At 37.5% G+C, this 17,445-nt stretch carries 13 protein-coding genes; 4 read left to right on the top strand and 9 right to left on the bottom strand.

Annotated features, from left to right (window positions below; translation table 11 throughout):
• Positions 1-254: 254 nt before the first annotated feature.
• The 9 genes from moaA to ACODST_RS24145 form a co-directional block, all read right to left on the bottom strand.
• Positions 255-1,262 (bottom strand): GTP 3',8-cyclase MoaA, encoded by a 1,008-nt coding sequence (gene moaA / locus ACODST_RS24185; RefSeq protein ID WP_488934661.1) that lies wholly within the window; start codon positions 1,260-1,262, stop codon positions 255-257.
• Positions 1,249-2,163: a bifunctional molybdenum cofactor biosynthesis protein MoaC/MoaB gene (moaCB, locus tag ACODST_RS24180; RefSeq protein WP_488934660.1), complete on the bottom strand. Its 915-nt coding sequence runs from the start codon at positions 2,161-2,163 to the stop codon at positions 1,249-1,251. Before moaCB ends, moaA begins: the two co-directional genes overlap by 14 nt.
• Positions 2,163-2,594 (bottom strand): molybdenum cofactor biosynthesis protein MoaE, encoded by a 432-nt coding sequence (locus ACODST_RS24175; RefSeq protein WP_073416564.1) that lies wholly within the window; start codon positions 2,592-2,594, stop codon positions 2,163-2,165. The genes moaCB and ACODST_RS24175 overlap by 1 nt, the downstream gene beginning before the upstream one ends.
• Positions 2,595-2,719: 125 nt before the next feature.
• On the bottom strand, positions 2,720-3,787 hold the full coding sequence (gene moeB, locus ACODST_RS24170) for a molybdopterin-synthase adenylyltransferase MoeB (protein ID WP_488934659.1): 1,068 nt from the start codon (positions 3,785-3,787) through the stop codon (positions 2,720-2,722).
• 3 nt (positions 3,788-3,790) lie between these two features.
• Positions 3,791-4,030 (bottom strand): MoaD/ThiS family protein, encoded by a 240-nt coding sequence (locus tag ACODST_RS24165; RefSeq protein ID WP_488934658.1) that lies wholly within the window; start codon positions 4,028-4,030, stop codon positions 3,791-3,793.
• 2 nt (positions 4,031-4,032) lie between these two features.
• The gene (gene cobA, locus ACODST_RS24160; protein WP_488934657.1) at positions 4,033-4,821 is read right to left on the bottom strand and encodes a uroporphyrinogen-III C-methyltransferase; all 789 of its coding nucleotides are present in this window, start codon (positions 4,819-4,821) and stop codon (positions 4,033-4,035) included.
• Between the two features lie 6 nt (positions 4,822-4,827).
• On the bottom strand, positions 4,828-5,400 hold the full coding sequence (locus tag ACODST_RS24155; RefSeq protein ID WP_488934656.1) for a molybdenum cofactor guanylyltransferase: 573 nt from the start codon (positions 5,398-5,400) through the stop codon (positions 4,828-4,830).
• A gap of 187 nt (positions 5,401-5,587) precedes the next feature.
• Positions 5,588-6,334, bottom strand: a complete 747-nt coding sequence (locus tag ACODST_RS24150; RefSeq protein ID WP_488934655.1) for a sulfite exporter TauE/SafE family protein — start codon at positions 6,332-6,334, stop codon at positions 5,588-5,590.
• A gap of 211 nt (positions 6,335-6,545) precedes the next feature.
• Complete coding sequence (locus ACODST_RS24145; protein ID WP_488934654.1) at positions 6,546-7,718, bottom strand: molybdopterin molybdotransferase MoeA; 1,173 nt, start codon at positions 7,716-7,718, stop codon at positions 6,546-6,548.
• 928 nt (positions 7,719-8,646) lie between these two features.
• Here ACODST_RS24145 and ACODST_RS24140 point away from each other — a divergent pair.
• From ACODST_RS24140 to ACODST_RS24125, 4 genes are read left to right on the top strand one after another with little or no spacing between them, the layout of a single operon-like run.
• The gene (locus ACODST_RS24140; protein WP_488934653.1) at positions 8,647-11,772 is read left to right on the top strand and encodes a SusC/RagA family TonB-linked outer membrane protein; all 3,126 of its coding nucleotides are present in this window, start codon (positions 8,647-8,649) and stop codon (positions 11,770-11,772) included.
• A 16-nt stretch (positions 11,773-11,788) separates the two neighbouring features.
• Positions 11,789-13,264, top strand: a complete 1,476-nt coding sequence (locus tag ACODST_RS24135; protein WP_488934652.1) for a RagB/SusD family nutrient uptake outer membrane protein — start codon at positions 11,789-11,791, stop codon at positions 13,262-13,264.
• A gap of 31 nt (positions 13,265-13,295) precedes the next feature.
• Complete coding sequence (locus tag ACODST_RS24130) at positions 13,296-15,218, top strand: arylsulfatase (RefSeq protein WP_488934651.1); 1,923 nt, start codon at positions 13,296-13,298, stop codon at positions 15,216-15,218.
• A gap of 58 nt (positions 15,219-15,276) precedes the next feature.
• Positions 15,277-17,202 carry an arylsulfatase gene (locus tag ACODST_RS24125; RefSeq protein WP_488934650.1) on the top strand — a complete coding sequence of 642 codons (1,926 nt, stop codon included), beginning with the start codon at positions 15,277-15,279 and terminating at the stop codon, positions 17,200-17,202.
• Positions 17,203-17,445: the final 243 nt, after the last annotated feature.

Below are 17,445 nucleotides of genomic sequence, written 5' to 3'. Positions count from 1 at the left end.
AATGAGGTATTAAAACCCCATTATTTTTTACTTACACAGTTAGTGAGACACTACCTTTATTTTATACCATTGGTAAAACATCACTCATAACCCATAACTCATAACCCATAACTCATAACCCATAACTCATAACTCATAACCCATAACCCATAACCCATAACTCATAACTCATAACTCATAACTCATAACTCATAACTCATAACTCATAACCCATAACTCATAATTCATAATTCATAACTCACAACTCCAGACTCCTATCCTCCAATCGTAATCATACTGCGATTATCAAAATGAAGTGCAGGATCGTTAATCTCATTAACCGTAGCCATTCCGGCGCGGACTTTCATTTTATTTTGAATGGATTGCGAAATCAAATCGGTGATGGATTCTCCGTTCCTAAAAGGTGTTAATAAATCAGTTTCAGAATTGGAGAAAAGGCAGTTCTTTATTTTCCCGTCAGCCGTCAGGCGGATTCGGTTGCAGCTGTCGCAAAACGGATTTGTGATGGAACTTATAATTCCGAAATCGCCCTGAAAACTGTTTATTTTATAATTTCTCGAAGTGAAGTTTTTTTCATCTTCCAGTTTCTGAATTTCGCTTGAAGAAAACTGAGTTTCCACTAAAGATAAAATCTCTTTCTGCGAAACCATTTTACTCCTGTCCCATTCGTTTCCGGCAAAAGGCATAAATTCAATAAAACGAACCGAAATGGGCAAAAACTGAGTCAGTTTCACAAAATCGACAATTTCGTTATCATTAAAGCCTTTTATCAAAACCACATTTACTTTTACCTGAAAATAGTTATTCAAAAGTAAATGCAGGTTATCAATCACTTTCTCAAACTGATTTCGAAGCGTTATAGAAGCGAATTTAGACGAAACCAAAGTATCTAGACTCAAATTGATTTTTTTGACTTTAAACTGCTTTAAAGTCTCTGTATGACGATCAATTAAGATTCCGTTTGTGGTTAAAGAAAGTGAAATATCCAGAGTCGATAATTTAGAAACAATTTCAGGAAAATCCTTTCTTAGTAAAGGTTCTCCTCCCGTTAACCTGATTTTGTCAACACCATTTTGTGCAAAAGTCTGAGCGATAGCAAAAATCTCGTCGGCCGTCATTAAACTGGCTTTTGGAGAAAGCGCGATTCCGTCCGCCGGCATGCAGTACGTACAACGCAGGTTGCATTTTTCCAGCAGCGAAATACGCAAATAATTGTGTCTGCGCCCAAAACCGTCCGTCAAAATTGTGTTAGAGGCTGTCATGGTTTTTTCCCTTTAAAATATGAAAGACGTGCATTACATGCGGAAATACAGCGTCCATCGATTCTTTTACCCCGTTTGTTGAGCCTGGCAAAGCCAAAACCAAACTTTTACCCAAAGTTCCTGCTACGCTTCTCGAAAGCATCGCATACGGCATTCTCTGCTGTCCGTAATTGCGAATTGCTTCTTCGATTCCCGGAATTCTGCTTTCTAAAATCGGTGATAAAGCTTCTGGTGTTACATCTCTTGGTGATAAACCAGTTCCGCCTGTAAAAATTACCAACTGATTTTCTTTGGTGAAAGCCTTCGTTTTTTCCTGAATAATTTCTAATTCGTCCGGAATGATTTCATAATGAGAAGTTTCAACTCCATAAGAATCTAGTTTTTCTACGATTGTCTTTCCGGAACGATCTTCTTTATCGCCCGCAAAAATCGAATCAGAACAAACAAAAACCGCCGCTTTTATGGCATTTGGGAATTTATTTTTGAAAGAAGATTTTCCGCCTTCTTTATTAATCAATTTAATGGTTGAAATTTCGATTTCTTTATCAATCGGTTTCAGCATATCGTACATCGTCAATGCCACGATTGATGCGCCGTGCATAGCTTCAACCTCAACTCCTGTTTTGTAAACTGTTTTTACTTTGAAGATGATGTGAATCTCCAATCCTTCAATATTATATTCAACTGAAGTAAATTCAATAGGAAGCGGATGACAATCCGGAATCGATAAATGCGTGTTTTTTACAGCAAATAATCCAGCCGTTTTTGCCATTTCGAACACGTTTCCTTTTGGCACTAAATTGTTCACAATTGCATCAATTGTTTCCTGCCTGCTGACTTTTACAATTGCGGTTGCTGTTGCTACTCTTAAAGTGCTTATTTTATGCGTAATATCTACCATTAAGTATTTTGTTTCCAGGTGAATGTATCGTTCTCAAACATTTCTTTTCCAAAAATCGGAACGTCGGTTTTGATCCAGTTTACTATGGCTTCTGTTGCTTCGTAAACTTGTTTGCGTCGTGTTGCCGAAACGAAAACGAATAAACAGATTTCACCCGCTTTTACAACACCTAAACTGTGATAAATGTGCATACAAGTCAAATCGAATTTAGCAAAAGCCTTTTCGCGAATCGTGTACAACGCTTCATTAGCCATATCTTTATAAGCGGAATAATCAATCGCCACGACAGTATTATCGTGAATTACATCGGCACGAACTTGTCCTAAAAAGATGTTATGCGCCCCAATGGTATGTTTCGATTGATGTTTGGCAATCGACTCGGCTATAAACTCAGGTGAGATTGGGCCTTCTACAAATACATTTTTACTCATTATATTTATTTTTTTTCCGCCACGAATTCACGAATTAATCCAATACTTTGCGGATAGATTTTAAAAAATAAATTCGTGAAATTTAAATTACACAAATTATTACGTGATAATTCGTGAATTCGTGGCTATATCATTTCTTCTTTCAATATATTTTTCATTGCCAAAGCGCCTCCAGCAATGCTTTTTATGTTTTTAAATCGGTGCTTTTGAAGCAACTCAACTGCAATTTTACTTCTGATTCCGGATTGGCAGAAAACATAGATTTTTTGATTTTTATTCAGTTTTTCAATTTCTTTTTCCAAATTCATTAATGGAATCTGGATTTGATGCTGCAAACTAATTTTTGGTGATTCATCTTGATTTCTAACATCCAGAAAAAGAACATTTTCATTGTTTATTTCTTCCAAAACCGAATCAAAACTTACTTCTTCAACTTCACATTTATTGTATTTTCTTTCGAATGCTTCTCTGCTTATTTCTTGAAAATCACTTTTATCTAAATCATACTTTTGCTGTTCGTTTTTCAGCGTATTATAAACCAATATTTTTCCCCTGAGAACTTCTCCAACTCCAAGAATCATTTTTAGAACTTCATTGGCCTGAAACATTCCGATAATTCCAACCGAAACGCCAAGTACTCCGGCTTCTTCACAATTTGCAGCGTTTAGATTTTCTTCCGGATATAAACATCTATAAGTGGGTCCGTTTTGATAATTGAAAACCGAAACTTGTCCCTGAAACCTGAAAACAGAACCGTAAACCATTGGTTTGTTAGTTACCAGACAAGCATCATTAATTACATATTTAACGGCAATATTATCAGTTGCATCGACGATAATATCATACTTTGCGAATAATGAAAGAGCATTTTTTCCCGATAATTTTTCTGAAACTGCCTTTACTTTAACCAAAGGATTCAAGTCCGAAATCATTGCTTTGGCTTCCTTCGCTTTTGATTTTCCGATAGCATCCGTTTTATAAATCACTTGTCGCTGAAGATTTGAAATCTCAATAGTATCATGATCTACAATTCCGATTTCACCCACTCCGGCCGAAGCCAGATACGGTAAAATCGCAGCGCCCAAACCTCCGGCACCAATTACCAAAACTTTTGCTTCTGCTAATTTCTGCTGACCTTCCTTTCCTATTTCCGGAAGTATAATTTGTCTGTTGTATCGGTTATCTGCATTCATAATTTATCCTCCGGCAAATGGCGGTAATAAAGCCACAATGTCACTTGTCTGTAAAGTGTAATCTGCTGTTTTTGAAACTATTTTTTGATTGACTGCAACCCGGAAAGTCAGTGATTCCAATTCATATTTTTCGTCTAAATCCTGCAATAGTTTTTGCAAAGACAATTCTTCGGAAAAAGATAATTTTTCGAATTCGCATTTTGTTTTTTCAGCGACAGCTCCAAAATATTTAACCTCAATCATTTTTATAAATTTAAATTCTGAAAAATGAATTCATCTTCAAAATGTTCCTGAAAATAAGAAATCCAGCTTGATGTATTTCTCACCACTTCGCCAATTACAATAATGGCTGGCGATGAAATATTTTTTTCAGCCACCAATTTAGTAATTGTGCTAATAGTTCCAATCACTTTTTGCTCTGAATTTTTTGTTCCGTTTTGAATAATAGCAACCGGAAGATCGTCGTTTCTGTTTGTTTGATAAATCGAAATAATTTCATTCAGTTTATGCATTCCCATCAAAATCACCACTGTTGCAGCTGATTTTGAAGCCAGATGAACATCTTTTGATAATTCGTGAGCCGAAGTCGTTCCTGTAATTACCCAAAAGCTCTCCGCTACTTTTCGCTGTGTCAAACTAATTCCAACTGAAGCAGGAACTCCCAAAGCCGATGAAATTCCAGGGACAATAGCTGTTTCAATTCCAAAATCTTCTGCAAATTCGATTTCTTCGCTTCCTCTTCCAAAAACAAACGGATCTCCGCCTTTTAAACGAACCACATGTCCCTGTGTTTTTGCCATTGAGACAATTAAATCGTTGATTTGATCCTGTGTATAAGCGTGACAGCCTAATCGTTTGCCAACAAAAATAATTTCGGCCTGTGGTGCATATTCTAACAATTCTTCGTTTACCAAAGCATCATACAATACAACATCGGCACTTTTTAAAGCTTTTATGGCTTTCATCGTAATCAGTTCAACATCGCCCGGGCCCGCGCCTACGATTGTTAACTTGGGTGTTTTTAAAGTTTCCATATTGCTTTAAATTGAATTGATATTTAAATCATCTAATTCATCCGGCGAATTAACATTGGTCAAATGATAATTTTCGCTTTCTTCTATATTGATAATCTGATGCGGCACTTTTGCCAGCAGATCCATCATTCTTAGTTCGTTCGAATCGATAGCGCTTTTTATAATTGGAACAATTTCTTTGGAATAAATTCCGATCAATGGATGTGTTTTACTTTCGGAAGCAAAAACCGTAATTCCCGCTTCATTAGTATGTTTTGAAATTAATTCCTGCAATAATTCGGTTGAAATCAGCGGAATATCACAACTTAAAATCAGATTGAATTCGGTTTCAGAATGTGATAATGCCGTGTAAATTCCGCCCAGAGGCCCTTTGTCTTCAATTAAATCCGGTATTTTTTCATACGGCAGATAATTGTATTCTTCTGAAGCCGTAATCAGTTTTATATGATTCGTTATCGGCAAAATCGCCTGAATGATATGCTCTATGAATGGCTTTTCCTGAAACAAAACCAATCCTTTTTCTGACTGCATTCTGGAGCTTTTTCCCCCACAAAGAATAAATACTGTTAGTGTTTTCATAGTTTTTCTTGTTTCAAGCTGCGATCAGTTTTTTTACCGCAAAGTGCGCTAAGTTTTTTTGTTCATTGATATCTTTAAAATTAAGTTCGCAAAGCTGGATCGACACAAAGCTTTGCGTGCTTTACTACTTTATTATTATAAACCGCTTTTACAAAGCCTTGCGTTCTTTGCGGTTAATTTTAACATATCAAGGAAAAATCAATTTAACACTTGCCATTAAAATTACCGTTCCCAGAACCATTTTTAAAGTTCGATTCGAGAATTTCCCGCTTCCGTAAAATCCTCCTAACATTCCTCCTGTTACTGCAATTGGAACCAGATAAAAACTTTCCATTGGGATTGTATTTCCTCCCAAAAAGAAACCTAACATTCCGGCAAATGAATTCACAAAAATGAACAGACTCGAAATCGCTGCTGATTCTTTTACCGATGCCCATCCGAGGAATAATAAAATCGGACTCAGGATAATACCGCCGCCAATGCCCAGCATTCCGGATAATAGCCCAATTGCAAATCCAATAGTTAGTGCAAACGGCAGATTGATTTTTACTTCTTCTTTTTCTTTAAAATTAAAAACTCCAAACAATCTCAATGCTGCAAAAACCAATACAATTCCGAGAATTATTTTATAAATCGTATTGTCTAATGTTATAAATCCGCCAATAAAAGCTGCCGGAATCGACGCAATCGCAAACGGATAAAACAGCTTGGGTCTGAAATAATTATTTCGGTAATAAAATAAGAACGAAATACTCGAAACAAACAAATTCAGCAGTAAAGCCGATGGTTTCATAATCGAAATCGGAAAAGCAAAAATGCTCATCAAAGCCAGATACCCCGAAGCACCACCATGTCCGACACTGGAATATAAAAACGCAATTACAATCAAGGCAAAACTAAATAATACTATATTTTCGGAACTTAGGAGATTCATTTTTTGGGTTAATCGTTTATTGGGTTAATTGTTTAATCGTTTTTCCTGCTATATGTTTTTATTTATACAGCGTTTGTCATCTTTTATCTAAAATCTATTCTCTTTATTCTATTCTCTTTATTCTATTCTCTCTATTCTATTCTCTCTATTCTATTCTCTCTATTCTATTCTCTCTATTCTCTCTTCTCTTTATTCCCGAATCTAAAAAAGACTAATCAATTGGAAGAATCGTCACTGATTCCCCTTTTTTCATTATTTCGCAATTATATTCTACGATAACTAAACCATTAGCAATAGCAAAAGAATTTAGCATCGACGACGCCTGCCCTTCTAAAATGGTCACATTTGTTTCATCATATAATGCTTTTAAAAACAATGTTTTGCCAGTCGTATTCTTTACATCATCATTCAGTTTTCTAACCATTTTTGGAAGATGAGTGTTTGAAAACCCCATTCGTTTTTTAATGGCCGGCAGTACATACACATAAAAATTAGTCAGCGATGAAGCTGGATTTCCTGGCAGGGCAAAAACTAAAGTTTCCTCTTTTGAACCAAAGAACATAGGTTTTCCCGGTTTTTGGTTGATTTTATAAAAAAGTTCTTTAACCTCATTCTGCAATAATGCCTCTTTTACAAAATCATAATCTCCTACAGAAATTCCTCCGGAAATCAGAACAATATCATATTTTTTTAAGATACTCTTAAGTGCCTTTTTTGTCGCTTTCAAATGATCTTTCACACAATATACTTCCGTTTTCCTGATACCAATTGTTTGAAGCGCTGACTGAAGCATTATAGAATTACTTTCAAATATTTTCCCTTTTTTCAATTTTTTACCCGGCTGTACCAATTCATTTCCAGTTACTAAAATGGCTGCTTTTGGCTTTTTGTAAACTTCAATTTCTGTAATACCTAAACTAGCAAGAAATCCAATAGCTGCAGGGCTCAGTAAAGTATTGGCTTCAAAAACAACCTCATCTTTTTTTATCTGTTCACCTTTCGGACGCACATTTGACAATTTTTCGGGCATTGTTGCAATCAAAATAGAATCTTTATTGGCCATAACATGCTCCTGCATAACAACTGTATCTGCATCGTCCGGAACAAAAGCACCCGTAAATATTCTGACAGCTTCCGTACTTTTTAGCTTCACATTTATATGATCTCCAGCCTGAGAAGTTCCTATTATATCATATTGATGCCGTATGCTGTGCGTAAAAGCATAACCATCCATAGCCGACTGCCTGAAAGGCGGCATATTAATAGGGGAAACTACTTTTTGAGCCAGGACATAACCTGATGCTTTGCTAACCGGAACACGTTTAACTGACATTAGATTGCTGTTTGCTTCGATTATTTCTAAGGCTTTACTAACTTGGATCATGTATTGAAAATAAAAACTAAGTATAAATACTTATTACAAATATAAGTATTTATCTGTACGATGAATAAAAATTTATAATTTATTTTGAAGTCTATAAAGTTACTCTAATTTATTCAAAATCAACTTTAAAATACAGTCCGCTTCACTAAAAACAGACCTGACAAGATCAAAAATAGTTTTTTATGCTCTGTTTTAATCTCCTGTTTTTTAAAATTAAGGATTTACAGAAATAAAAAACAAGTAAAAAATACTACAATTTAGGAAATTGACACAAAAAAAATTAACATTTAATATTCTTTCGGAATCTCTTACAAGCCTTTATAAATAAAGGGTTCTTATCTGGTTTTTAATTCAGGTTAGAGATCTGTGCCCTTTCTTTTTCAAAAAAAAGTAAACATTTTTTTGGTTTTTATTATATTAAAATTAACTTTGTCTATAGGATTAGTAGAGTTTATAAATAATATTTGAAACTAAAAAAAACTATATTGTGAAAACAACCGAAAGCATATCGTATTACATTCTTCCTGAAAAAAATACTTATAACAATTGTTGTTATATGTGCTTCTGTTGTTAATGACCAACACAATCCTTTCGTTATTAGACTGAATTCTGAATCTGAAAAAACGAAAATCTCAATTTCACCACAAGATTACTTTTATTGAATTACAAACATCTGATTGATGCCATAAAGGGCAGCGAAAGGATTTTTGAATATACCTGTATTTTAAAAAGAAAATAATTAACCAACTAAAAACACGACAAAATGAAAATAATGCAATGCTGCTGCTGTAAATAAAAAAAGCCATTTCTGCGGCAACAGAAATGGCGAGGCTTAAAGAATATTTATCACTAAATCAAGAACACTTCAGAGTGCTGTATAAACAGGGCTCAGGGCGTCTTGTTAATTACTTAAAACCATTACAAAGAAATGAAAAAAAATATAAACCTCATTTTATGGGTTACATTTTTGTTAACATCCCTGCCATTTCAGGCACAAAATACGACACCGCTTATCCAGTCAAAACTAGACGGAACGGTAGTCGATGACATTACAAATCAGCCAATTATAGGTGCTTCTGTAAATATTAAAGGTACCACTCACGGGGTTGTAACAGATGCCGAAGGAAAATTTTATTTTCAGACCGGTCAGAAATTTCCGTATACCTTAATCGTAAGTTACATAGGATATAAGAAACTTGAAATAGTAGTTGAAAAAAATCCGGTAACGATTCACTTAAAAGAAGAAAGACAGGAACTGGACGAACTGGTTGTGGTAGGTTACGGAACCCAAAAGAGAAAAGACATTACGGGTTCTGTAGCATCAGTTCCAAAAGCCAATTTATCTCAGGTAACCTCATCGGCTGATAACTTGCTGAGAGGCGCGGTTTCGGGTGTGGTAGTCACACAAAGTTCAGGTCGTCCGGGGGCTTCTTCCAGTGTTCGTATTCGAGGAGGAAACTCTATCACGGCAGGTAACGAACCGTTGTATGTACTGGACGGAATTTTGATTTACAATGACAATTCCAACAGTTCCGCCGGTGTGTCCAATGCCGGAGCGAGTTTAAATGTTTTATCCACCATAAATCCTTCTGATATTGAATCTATCGAGGTTCTTAAAGATGCTTCTGCCACAGCTATTTACGGTTCCCGAGGAGCAAATGGAGTTGTCATTATTACAACGAAAAAAGGAACAAAAGGACAGGATAATATTTCGTACCAGGGCTATTTTGGAGTTCAGAATATTTCAAAGAAACTGAGCGTAATGAACGCCAGCCAGTGGGCAGGTTTACGAAATGATGTTCAGACAAGTATTGGCCAGACACCTTCTTTTACCGATGCACAGATTGAAGCTTTTAAAACTTCCGGAAGCTACGACTGGCAGTCGGCAGCGTTTAGAAAAGCAACGCCAGTTCAAAACCACCAATTGTCATTTTCTGGTGGAGACGAAAGATCCAGATATGCTATTTCTGCCGGGTATTTTGATCAGGAAGGTATTGTTCTGGGATCTGATTTTAAAAGAATTTCACTTCGTGTAAATTACGAAAAGAACTACTCACAAAACTTTAAATTTGGTGTAAATGCCAACTACAGCAACTCTGTTTCTAATGGTATTGCAAGCAACAGCAGCGGAGGAAGAAATCCAAACCCGCTGGTAAGTGTTTTGTTAACAGCTCCCGTGGTACCCATTAGAAATGAAGACGGAAGCTACAATGTAACCAACAATCCTTACACTACTTCTACTAATGGTTATGTTCCGAACCCAATTAATGATTTGGAAAATACAATTAACGAAACCAAGATTAACAGAATCCTAAGCAGTTTATTTGGTGAATACAAAATCACTAAAAAACTAATTGCAAAAGTTGCGGTAAGCGGTGACGTGATAGATACCAAACAAAATTATTATGCTCCTTCAAATACTTCAAACGGAGCAGGAACAAAAGGTTCTGCTTCTGTTGGGGACAGACTGGTAAGTTCTGTGTTAAATGAAAATACGGTAAATTATAATACCAACTTTGGTGAAAATCATAAATTCTCAGCGTTAGGAGGTTATACACTTCAATATACAAAAGGCGAAGTATTTACAGCCGGAGCCAATACTTTTGTAAACGATGCCAATACCTATAATGCCCTTCAGGATGGTGTGGCAGTGAAACCATACAGCGATGCTTACGAAAGTGTTTTAAAATCATGGCTGGCAAGAGTAAATTACTCATACAAAGGAAAATACAATTTTACACTTTCCGGACGTGCAGACGGATCTTCAAGATTTGGTTCTGAATCACGCTGGGGTTATTTCCCGTCAGCAGGTTTCTCCTGGAATATTACCGATGAAGAATTTGCCAATACTATCAAGGGGGTAACCGAAGCGAAACTAAGGCTTACAGCTGGAACAACAGGAAATCAGGAAATTGGCAATTATCTGGCCTTAGCTCAAATGGGTTCTGTAAACTATTCATTTGGAGGAACTATATATACCGGTCTTGCACCTACCCGGCTTTCTAATCCGGATTTGAAATGGGAGAAAACAACGCAATATAATGTTGGTTTAGATTTATCTCTTTTAGACCGAAAAATCAATTTTGTTTTTGATGTGTATTACAAGAAAACAAACGATTTATTAATCAGCGTTCCCGTGCCGTTAACTTCAGGTTATGCAAGTGTGCTTCAAAACATTGGAGGTGTTGAAAATAAAGGTATCGAGATTGGTTTAAACACTGAAAACCTGAAAACAGAAAACTTCTCATGGAATTCTAATATCGTATTTTCTGCCAACAGAAATAAAGTGGTAGCTATTGGAAACGGAGTAGATCAGTTTTTTCCGGTTGTACCAAACGGATCTTTACTACAACAGCAGCCTGTAACTGTAAAAGTAGGTCTGCCTTTGGGAACCTTCTGGGGTTACCGAACAAATGGAATTTTCCAGACTCAGGAAGAAGTAAACACACAGCCTAAAATTAACAGTCTGGCCAACACAAAAGTGGGAGACCGAAAATATGTGGATACTAACGGAGACGGTGTGATTACCGCTCTTGATAAAGGAAACTTAGGTTCATCCCAGCCAAAATTTGTTGGTAGTTTCAGTAACAGTATTTCGTATAATGATTTTGACCTGAGCTTTTCATTTCAGGGATCTTATGGTGCTAAAATCTTCAACGCTTTAAACCAGCAGTTAGAAATTTCAACTCTTGGAACCAATGCTTCTACTACACTAAATGACCGCTGGACACCATCCAATCCAAGTAACGAAATCCCAAGAGCATCTAGTTCACCATTAGGAATTGTATCTGAGCGTTATGTAGAAGATGCTTCTTTCTTACGATTAAAATTAATCACTCTGGGCTATACTTTACCTAAAAGTGCTTCTAAAAAACTGGGAGCAAAAAGCGTAAAATTCTATGTATCGGCAGAGAATCTGGTAACCTGGACAAAATATACCGGTTATGATCCGGAGGTAAGTTCATACGAACAAAACAACCTGTACCCGGGAATTGATTTTGGTTCTTATCCGAACTCCAAAACCTTCATCTCCGGCCTGAACGTAACTTTTTAAGTAAAAAAAATATAAAATGAAAAAGATTATCTTAACATTCCTTTTGAGTGCCGGTTTACTGATATCCTGCACCGACCTGGAGGTAACACCAACCTCTTTTGTAACCGAAGACAATTATTTTATAACCCAGGACGATGCCGTAGCCAGTGTTACTGCCGTTTACGCTTCTTTAAACATTGATCCGGGAGAACAGAGTTTATTTGGAAGAAACCTCTATTTCCTGACCGATATGGGATCTGATTATGCCGCAGCAGGAGTTTCGGCTACAAACCCGCAGGTTAGGGCAATGAGCAGTTTAACCCATGATGCTACCAATGACCGTGTTCAGGTAGCCTGGAGACAAATCTATGCCGGAATCAACAGAGCCAATGTTTCTATTGACAATATTCCTAAAGTATCAGGATCTGAAGTGGTAAAAACAAGATTAATCAACGAAGCTAAATTTATCCGCGGATTACTTTATTTTCAGGCAGTACGTATTTGGGGCGGTGTTCCAATTGTACTTCACGAACCAACTTCTATCCAGCTGGAAAGTTTAAAATCAAAAAGAGCGACGGTTGACGAAGTTTATACTCAGATTGTAAAAGATTTAACAGATGCTGAAAGCTTACCGGCTGCTTATACGGCTGCAGATGCCGGAAGAGCAACAGCGGGAGCAGCAAAAGCAATCTTAGCAAAAGTATACCTGACCAGAAAAGACTGGCCAAATGCTATTCTTAAAGCAAGAGAAGTTATAAACGGTGGTTACGGATATGCTTTATTTGAAAACTTTCAGGACATTTTTACGAAAACAAAAAAGAACGGAAAAGAGCATATTTTCTCTGTACAGTTTGAACCTAACCAGGCAGGAAACGGTTCCAGCGGAAGTACCTTTCAGGCCACCTCTTTTACCGGGTTTACAGCGACAGAACCGGCAGATATTATTTCAGACGTTGCTTTGTTCTATGATATTTATGAAACCGGAGACACCCGCAGGGATGTAAGTTATGCCAAACAGCTGCTTAACCCAACAACCGGAACATTGTATACGTTTCCTAAACCGATTTTTAAAAAATATCTGGATTTAAACAATTTAGCAACTCCATCAAACGTAGCCATCAATTTCCCTTTAATTCGTTATGCCGACATTTTATTATCCCTGTCTGAAGCCATAAATGAACAAAACGGCGCACCAACTGCCGAAGCTTATGAACTGATCAATGAAGTGAGAAGAAGAGCTTACGGAAAAGCCATTACAACACCTGACGCTGAAGTAGATTTAGCCGGATTAAACCAAACTACTTTCAGGGCAGCAATCCAGGAAGAACGTAAAAAAGAATTTGTTCAGGAAGGACAACGCTGGTTTGACCTGGTTCGCTGGGGTACTTTGGTTACAGAAGTGAAAAAAGTTACCGCTAAAAACTCCGTTTCGGAAAGAAACAACCTATACCCGATTCCACAAAGTGAAAGAAATATTGATCCGATTGGTTTACCACAAAACCCTGGATATTAAACTTGAACCACAAACCAAAAAACTATTACAAATGAAAAAATTAAAAAATACCCCAACAATCAAAAGTCCTAAAAAAGGACTTTTGATTACTGCATTGCTGCTGGCACAGTTTGGCTTTGCACAAGAACAGCCAGAATTTAAAGGAACAATTGGTAAAACTCTGGCCGACTCTAAAGAATACTGGCCTGATCCGGTTAAAGCGCCAAAAGGTGCTCCTAATATTGTCTGGATTTTACTGGACGATGTTGGGTTTGGAGCGTCAAGTGCTTTTGGAGGATTAATCAGTACGCCTGTTTTTGACAATTTAGCCAATAACGGTTTACGTTATACCAATTTCCATACTACAGCTATTTGTGCACCCACACGTGCTGCCTTATTAACCGGAAGAAATTCAGGAAGAGTACACGTAAGCGGATTCTCCCACACGGTTCTGTCCGCAGGTTTCCCGGGCTGGGACGGAAGAATTCCATCAGATAAAGGAACTATTGCCGAGATTCTACGTGAAAACGGCTATAACACTTTTGCTGTTGGTAAATATGGCGTTACTCCTGATGAAGATGCTACTGATGCAGGACCGTTTGACAGATGGCCGACCGGAAAAGGTTTCGATCATTTTTACGGATTCTTAGGTTCACAAACGGATCAGTACAATCCGGATTTAGTAGAAGATCAGGTTCACATTAAACCGGACGGGCGCCACCTGAATGAATTAATTACCGACAAAGCGATCAGCTATATCCAGAAACAGCAAAAGGCAGCACCAGGAAAACCCTTCTTTTTATACTATGCACCGGGAGCAGCGCATGCACCGCATCAGGTTGCTGCCAAATGGAGTGACCCTTATAAAGGAAAATTTGACAAAGGCTGGGATGCTTATCGTGAAGAAGTTATCGCCAATCAGAAGAAATTGGGTGTAATCCCTGCCAATGCCGTATTGCCGGAACGCAATCCGCTCATTACGGACTGGAAAAAACTAACACCGGATCAAAAGAAAGTGTATGCCCGATTCATGGAAGTTTACGCCGGATTCCTGACCTATACCGATTATGAAATTGGAAGAGTCGTAAATTACTTAAAAGAAAGCGGTCAGCTTGACAATACTTTAATTTTTGTGGCCATTGGAGATAACGGAGCCAGTAAAGAAGGAACCACAGAAGGAACCATCAACCAAAGCTTATTTTCCCAGGGTGTATCTGACGAAGAAAACCTAAAGAAAAACTTAGCTAATATTGATGAAATTGGTACAGCAAAAGGTTTAAATACCAATTATCCGTTAGGATGGGCACAGGCAACCAACGTTCCTTTTAAAAACTGGAAACAGGATGCCCACTCAGAAGGAGGTACACACAATCCGTTAATTGTATTTTATCCAAACGGAATTAAAGACAAAGGCGGTATCAGAAACCAGTACAGCCACGTAACTGATTTACTTCCAACCACACTGGATATTGCCGGAATTAAAGCACCGGAATATATCAAAGGAATCAAACAGGATATTATTCAGGGATCTACATTCAAAGCTTCTTTAGACAATCCAAAAGCAGAATCATTGCATAAAGTTCAGTATTACTACATTTTTGGAAACAGAGCTATTTACAAAGACGGATGGAAAGCGGCTGCGGCACACCTTCCGGATTCATTTGCGGTAAAAAAATCGTTAGGCAAAAACGAAAAACCGGCCGAAAGTAATTTCGATACAGATGTATGGGAACTTTATAACCTAAATGAAGATTTTAACGAACGTAACAACCTGGCTAAAAAATATCCTGAAAAACTGGCTGAACTTCAAAAACTATTTGACGAGCAGGCAAAAGAAAACAATGTATACCCATTGATCGACTGGCAGGATGTTTACAACAGAAGAATCCATAATACTGGTGCAGAAAAAGGTAAAACACTTCAGGACTTAGTAAAACAAGTAACGAAACCTGCTGAAACAGGAAGCAGTAATTAATATTGATTACAGTGCCGGCAGGGTTTTGAAACCCTGCTGGTTTATTAAATTACAGACAATGAAAAAAATCAAAAATAATTCAGCTGACATCAAAAGTCCGCAAAAGGGGCTTTTGATTACTGCTCTGCTTATCGCTCAGTTTGGTGTAGGACAAATAAAACCTGATCCGGATTACAAAGGCGTAATTGGTAAAACCTTAGCCGATTCTAAAGAATATTGGCCAGATCCTGTAAAAGCCCCGGAAGGAGCACCCAACGTGGTCTGGATTTTATTAGATGATGTAGGCTTTGGGGCAACCAGTGCTTTTGGAGGATTAATCAGTACACCCACTTTTGAAAAACTGGCCAATAACGGTCTGCGTTATACCAACTTTCATACAACGGCAATTTGTGCCCCTACCCGCTCGGCCTTATTAACCGGACGTAACTCACATGCCGTACATGTCGGCGGATTTTCACATACCTCAATGTCGGCAGGATTTCCGGGATGGGACGGAAGGATTCCTTCTTCGGCGGGAACAATTGCTGAGATTTTACGTGATAACGGTTACAACACTTTTGCTGTTGGTAAATACGGTGTTACGCCAGATGAAGAAGCCACAGATGCAGGCCCGTTTGACAGATGGCCAACCGGAAAAGGCTTCGAACATTTCTACGGATTCTTAGGTTCACAAACGGATCAGTATAATCCCGATTTAGTCGAAGATCAGACCTGGTTAAACGGAAGCACAAAATTAAACGGCGCTCAAAAAGACCCGTCTAAAAACGAATTTGTAACCGATTTGCAGGGCAGACACTTAAGTGAATTAATTACCAGCAAAGCCATCAGTTATATTGACCGCCAGAAAAATGCGGCGCCCAATAAACCTTTCTTTTTGTATTATGCACCGGGAGCCACACATTCACCTCATCAGGTAGAAAAAAAATGGAGCGATAAATACAAAGGAAAATTTGATGAAGGCTGGGATATTTACCGTGACAAAGTTTTAGCCAATCAGAAAAAATTAGGTCTGGTGCCTTCTGATGCCAGACTAACCATTCGTGATTCTTATGTGCCAGCCTGGAGCAGCTTATCTGCGGATGAGAAAAAATTATATGCCCGGTTTATGGAAATATATGCCGGATATCTGGAATATACCGATTATGAAGTAAGCCGGATTGTAGATCACCTTAAATCAATAAATCAGCTTGACAATACTATTTTTTATATTGTTCTGGGAGATAATGGAGCAAGTAAAGAAGGAAGTTCGATTGGCTTAATTGATGAATCATTCCGAAAACTTTCTGATCCCAAAATTAAAGAAGAATCCCTGAAAGCCAATTTATCTAAAACAGCATTACTGGGAACTCCTGCCGCCACAAAAGAAAATTATCCACACGGATGGGCTTTGGCTGCAAACACTCCGTTTAGGAATCTGAAACAAGATGCGCATTCTGAAGGAGGAACCCGAAACCCGCTGATTGTATATTATCCTAAAGGAATTAAAACTCCCGGAATTCGTACACAATACGGACACGTGATTGATATTCTGCCAACAACTTTGGAAACCGTTGGAATTAAAGCTCCGCAAACCATCAGAGGAATTGCCCAGGATTCTATTCAGGGAACTTCACTGGCGTATTCTTATGCTGATGCAAAAGCTCCTTCAAGACATACAATCCAGCATTATTACATCTTTGGTTCAAGAGCTTTGTATAAAGACGGATGGAAAGCTTCGGCGCCGCATCATCCTGATTATATTGATATTACTCAAAATGATGCCCTGTCGCAAAAAGAGGAACCAAGCAATTTTGATAATGATGTATGGGAACTTTACAACCTGAATACCGATTTTAACGAAAGAGTTGATTTAGCCAAAAAATACCCGGAAAAGCTAAAAGAACTTCAGGCCGAATTTGATAATCAGGCGAAGAAAAACAATCTCTATCCGCTGATTGACTGGCAGGATGTTCTGAGACAGCGCATCCACAAGAAAAATAAGTAAAATTTCAGAGCTGCCCAACCATTAACAGCTCATAAAACAAAGGATTCTAACAAATTAATGAAAAATCAAAAAATAAAACTCTACTAAATCCATAGAACTAGCAGTTAATTTTTATATTTTTACATTAAAGCATTAAAAAACAAAAAGATATGAAACGAGTAGATTATGAAATAATAGGAAAAAAGATTGTCGTAGGCGCAATTTTGTTTTTAGTCCCTCTGGTAATTTTAGCCGGAGGTTTAG

This window comes from Flavobacterium sp. FG19 (assembly GCF_057809475.1).
The sequence above is the reverse complement of the archived record's forward strand: the minus strand, read 5'-3'. Positions and strand labels throughout refer to the sequence as shown.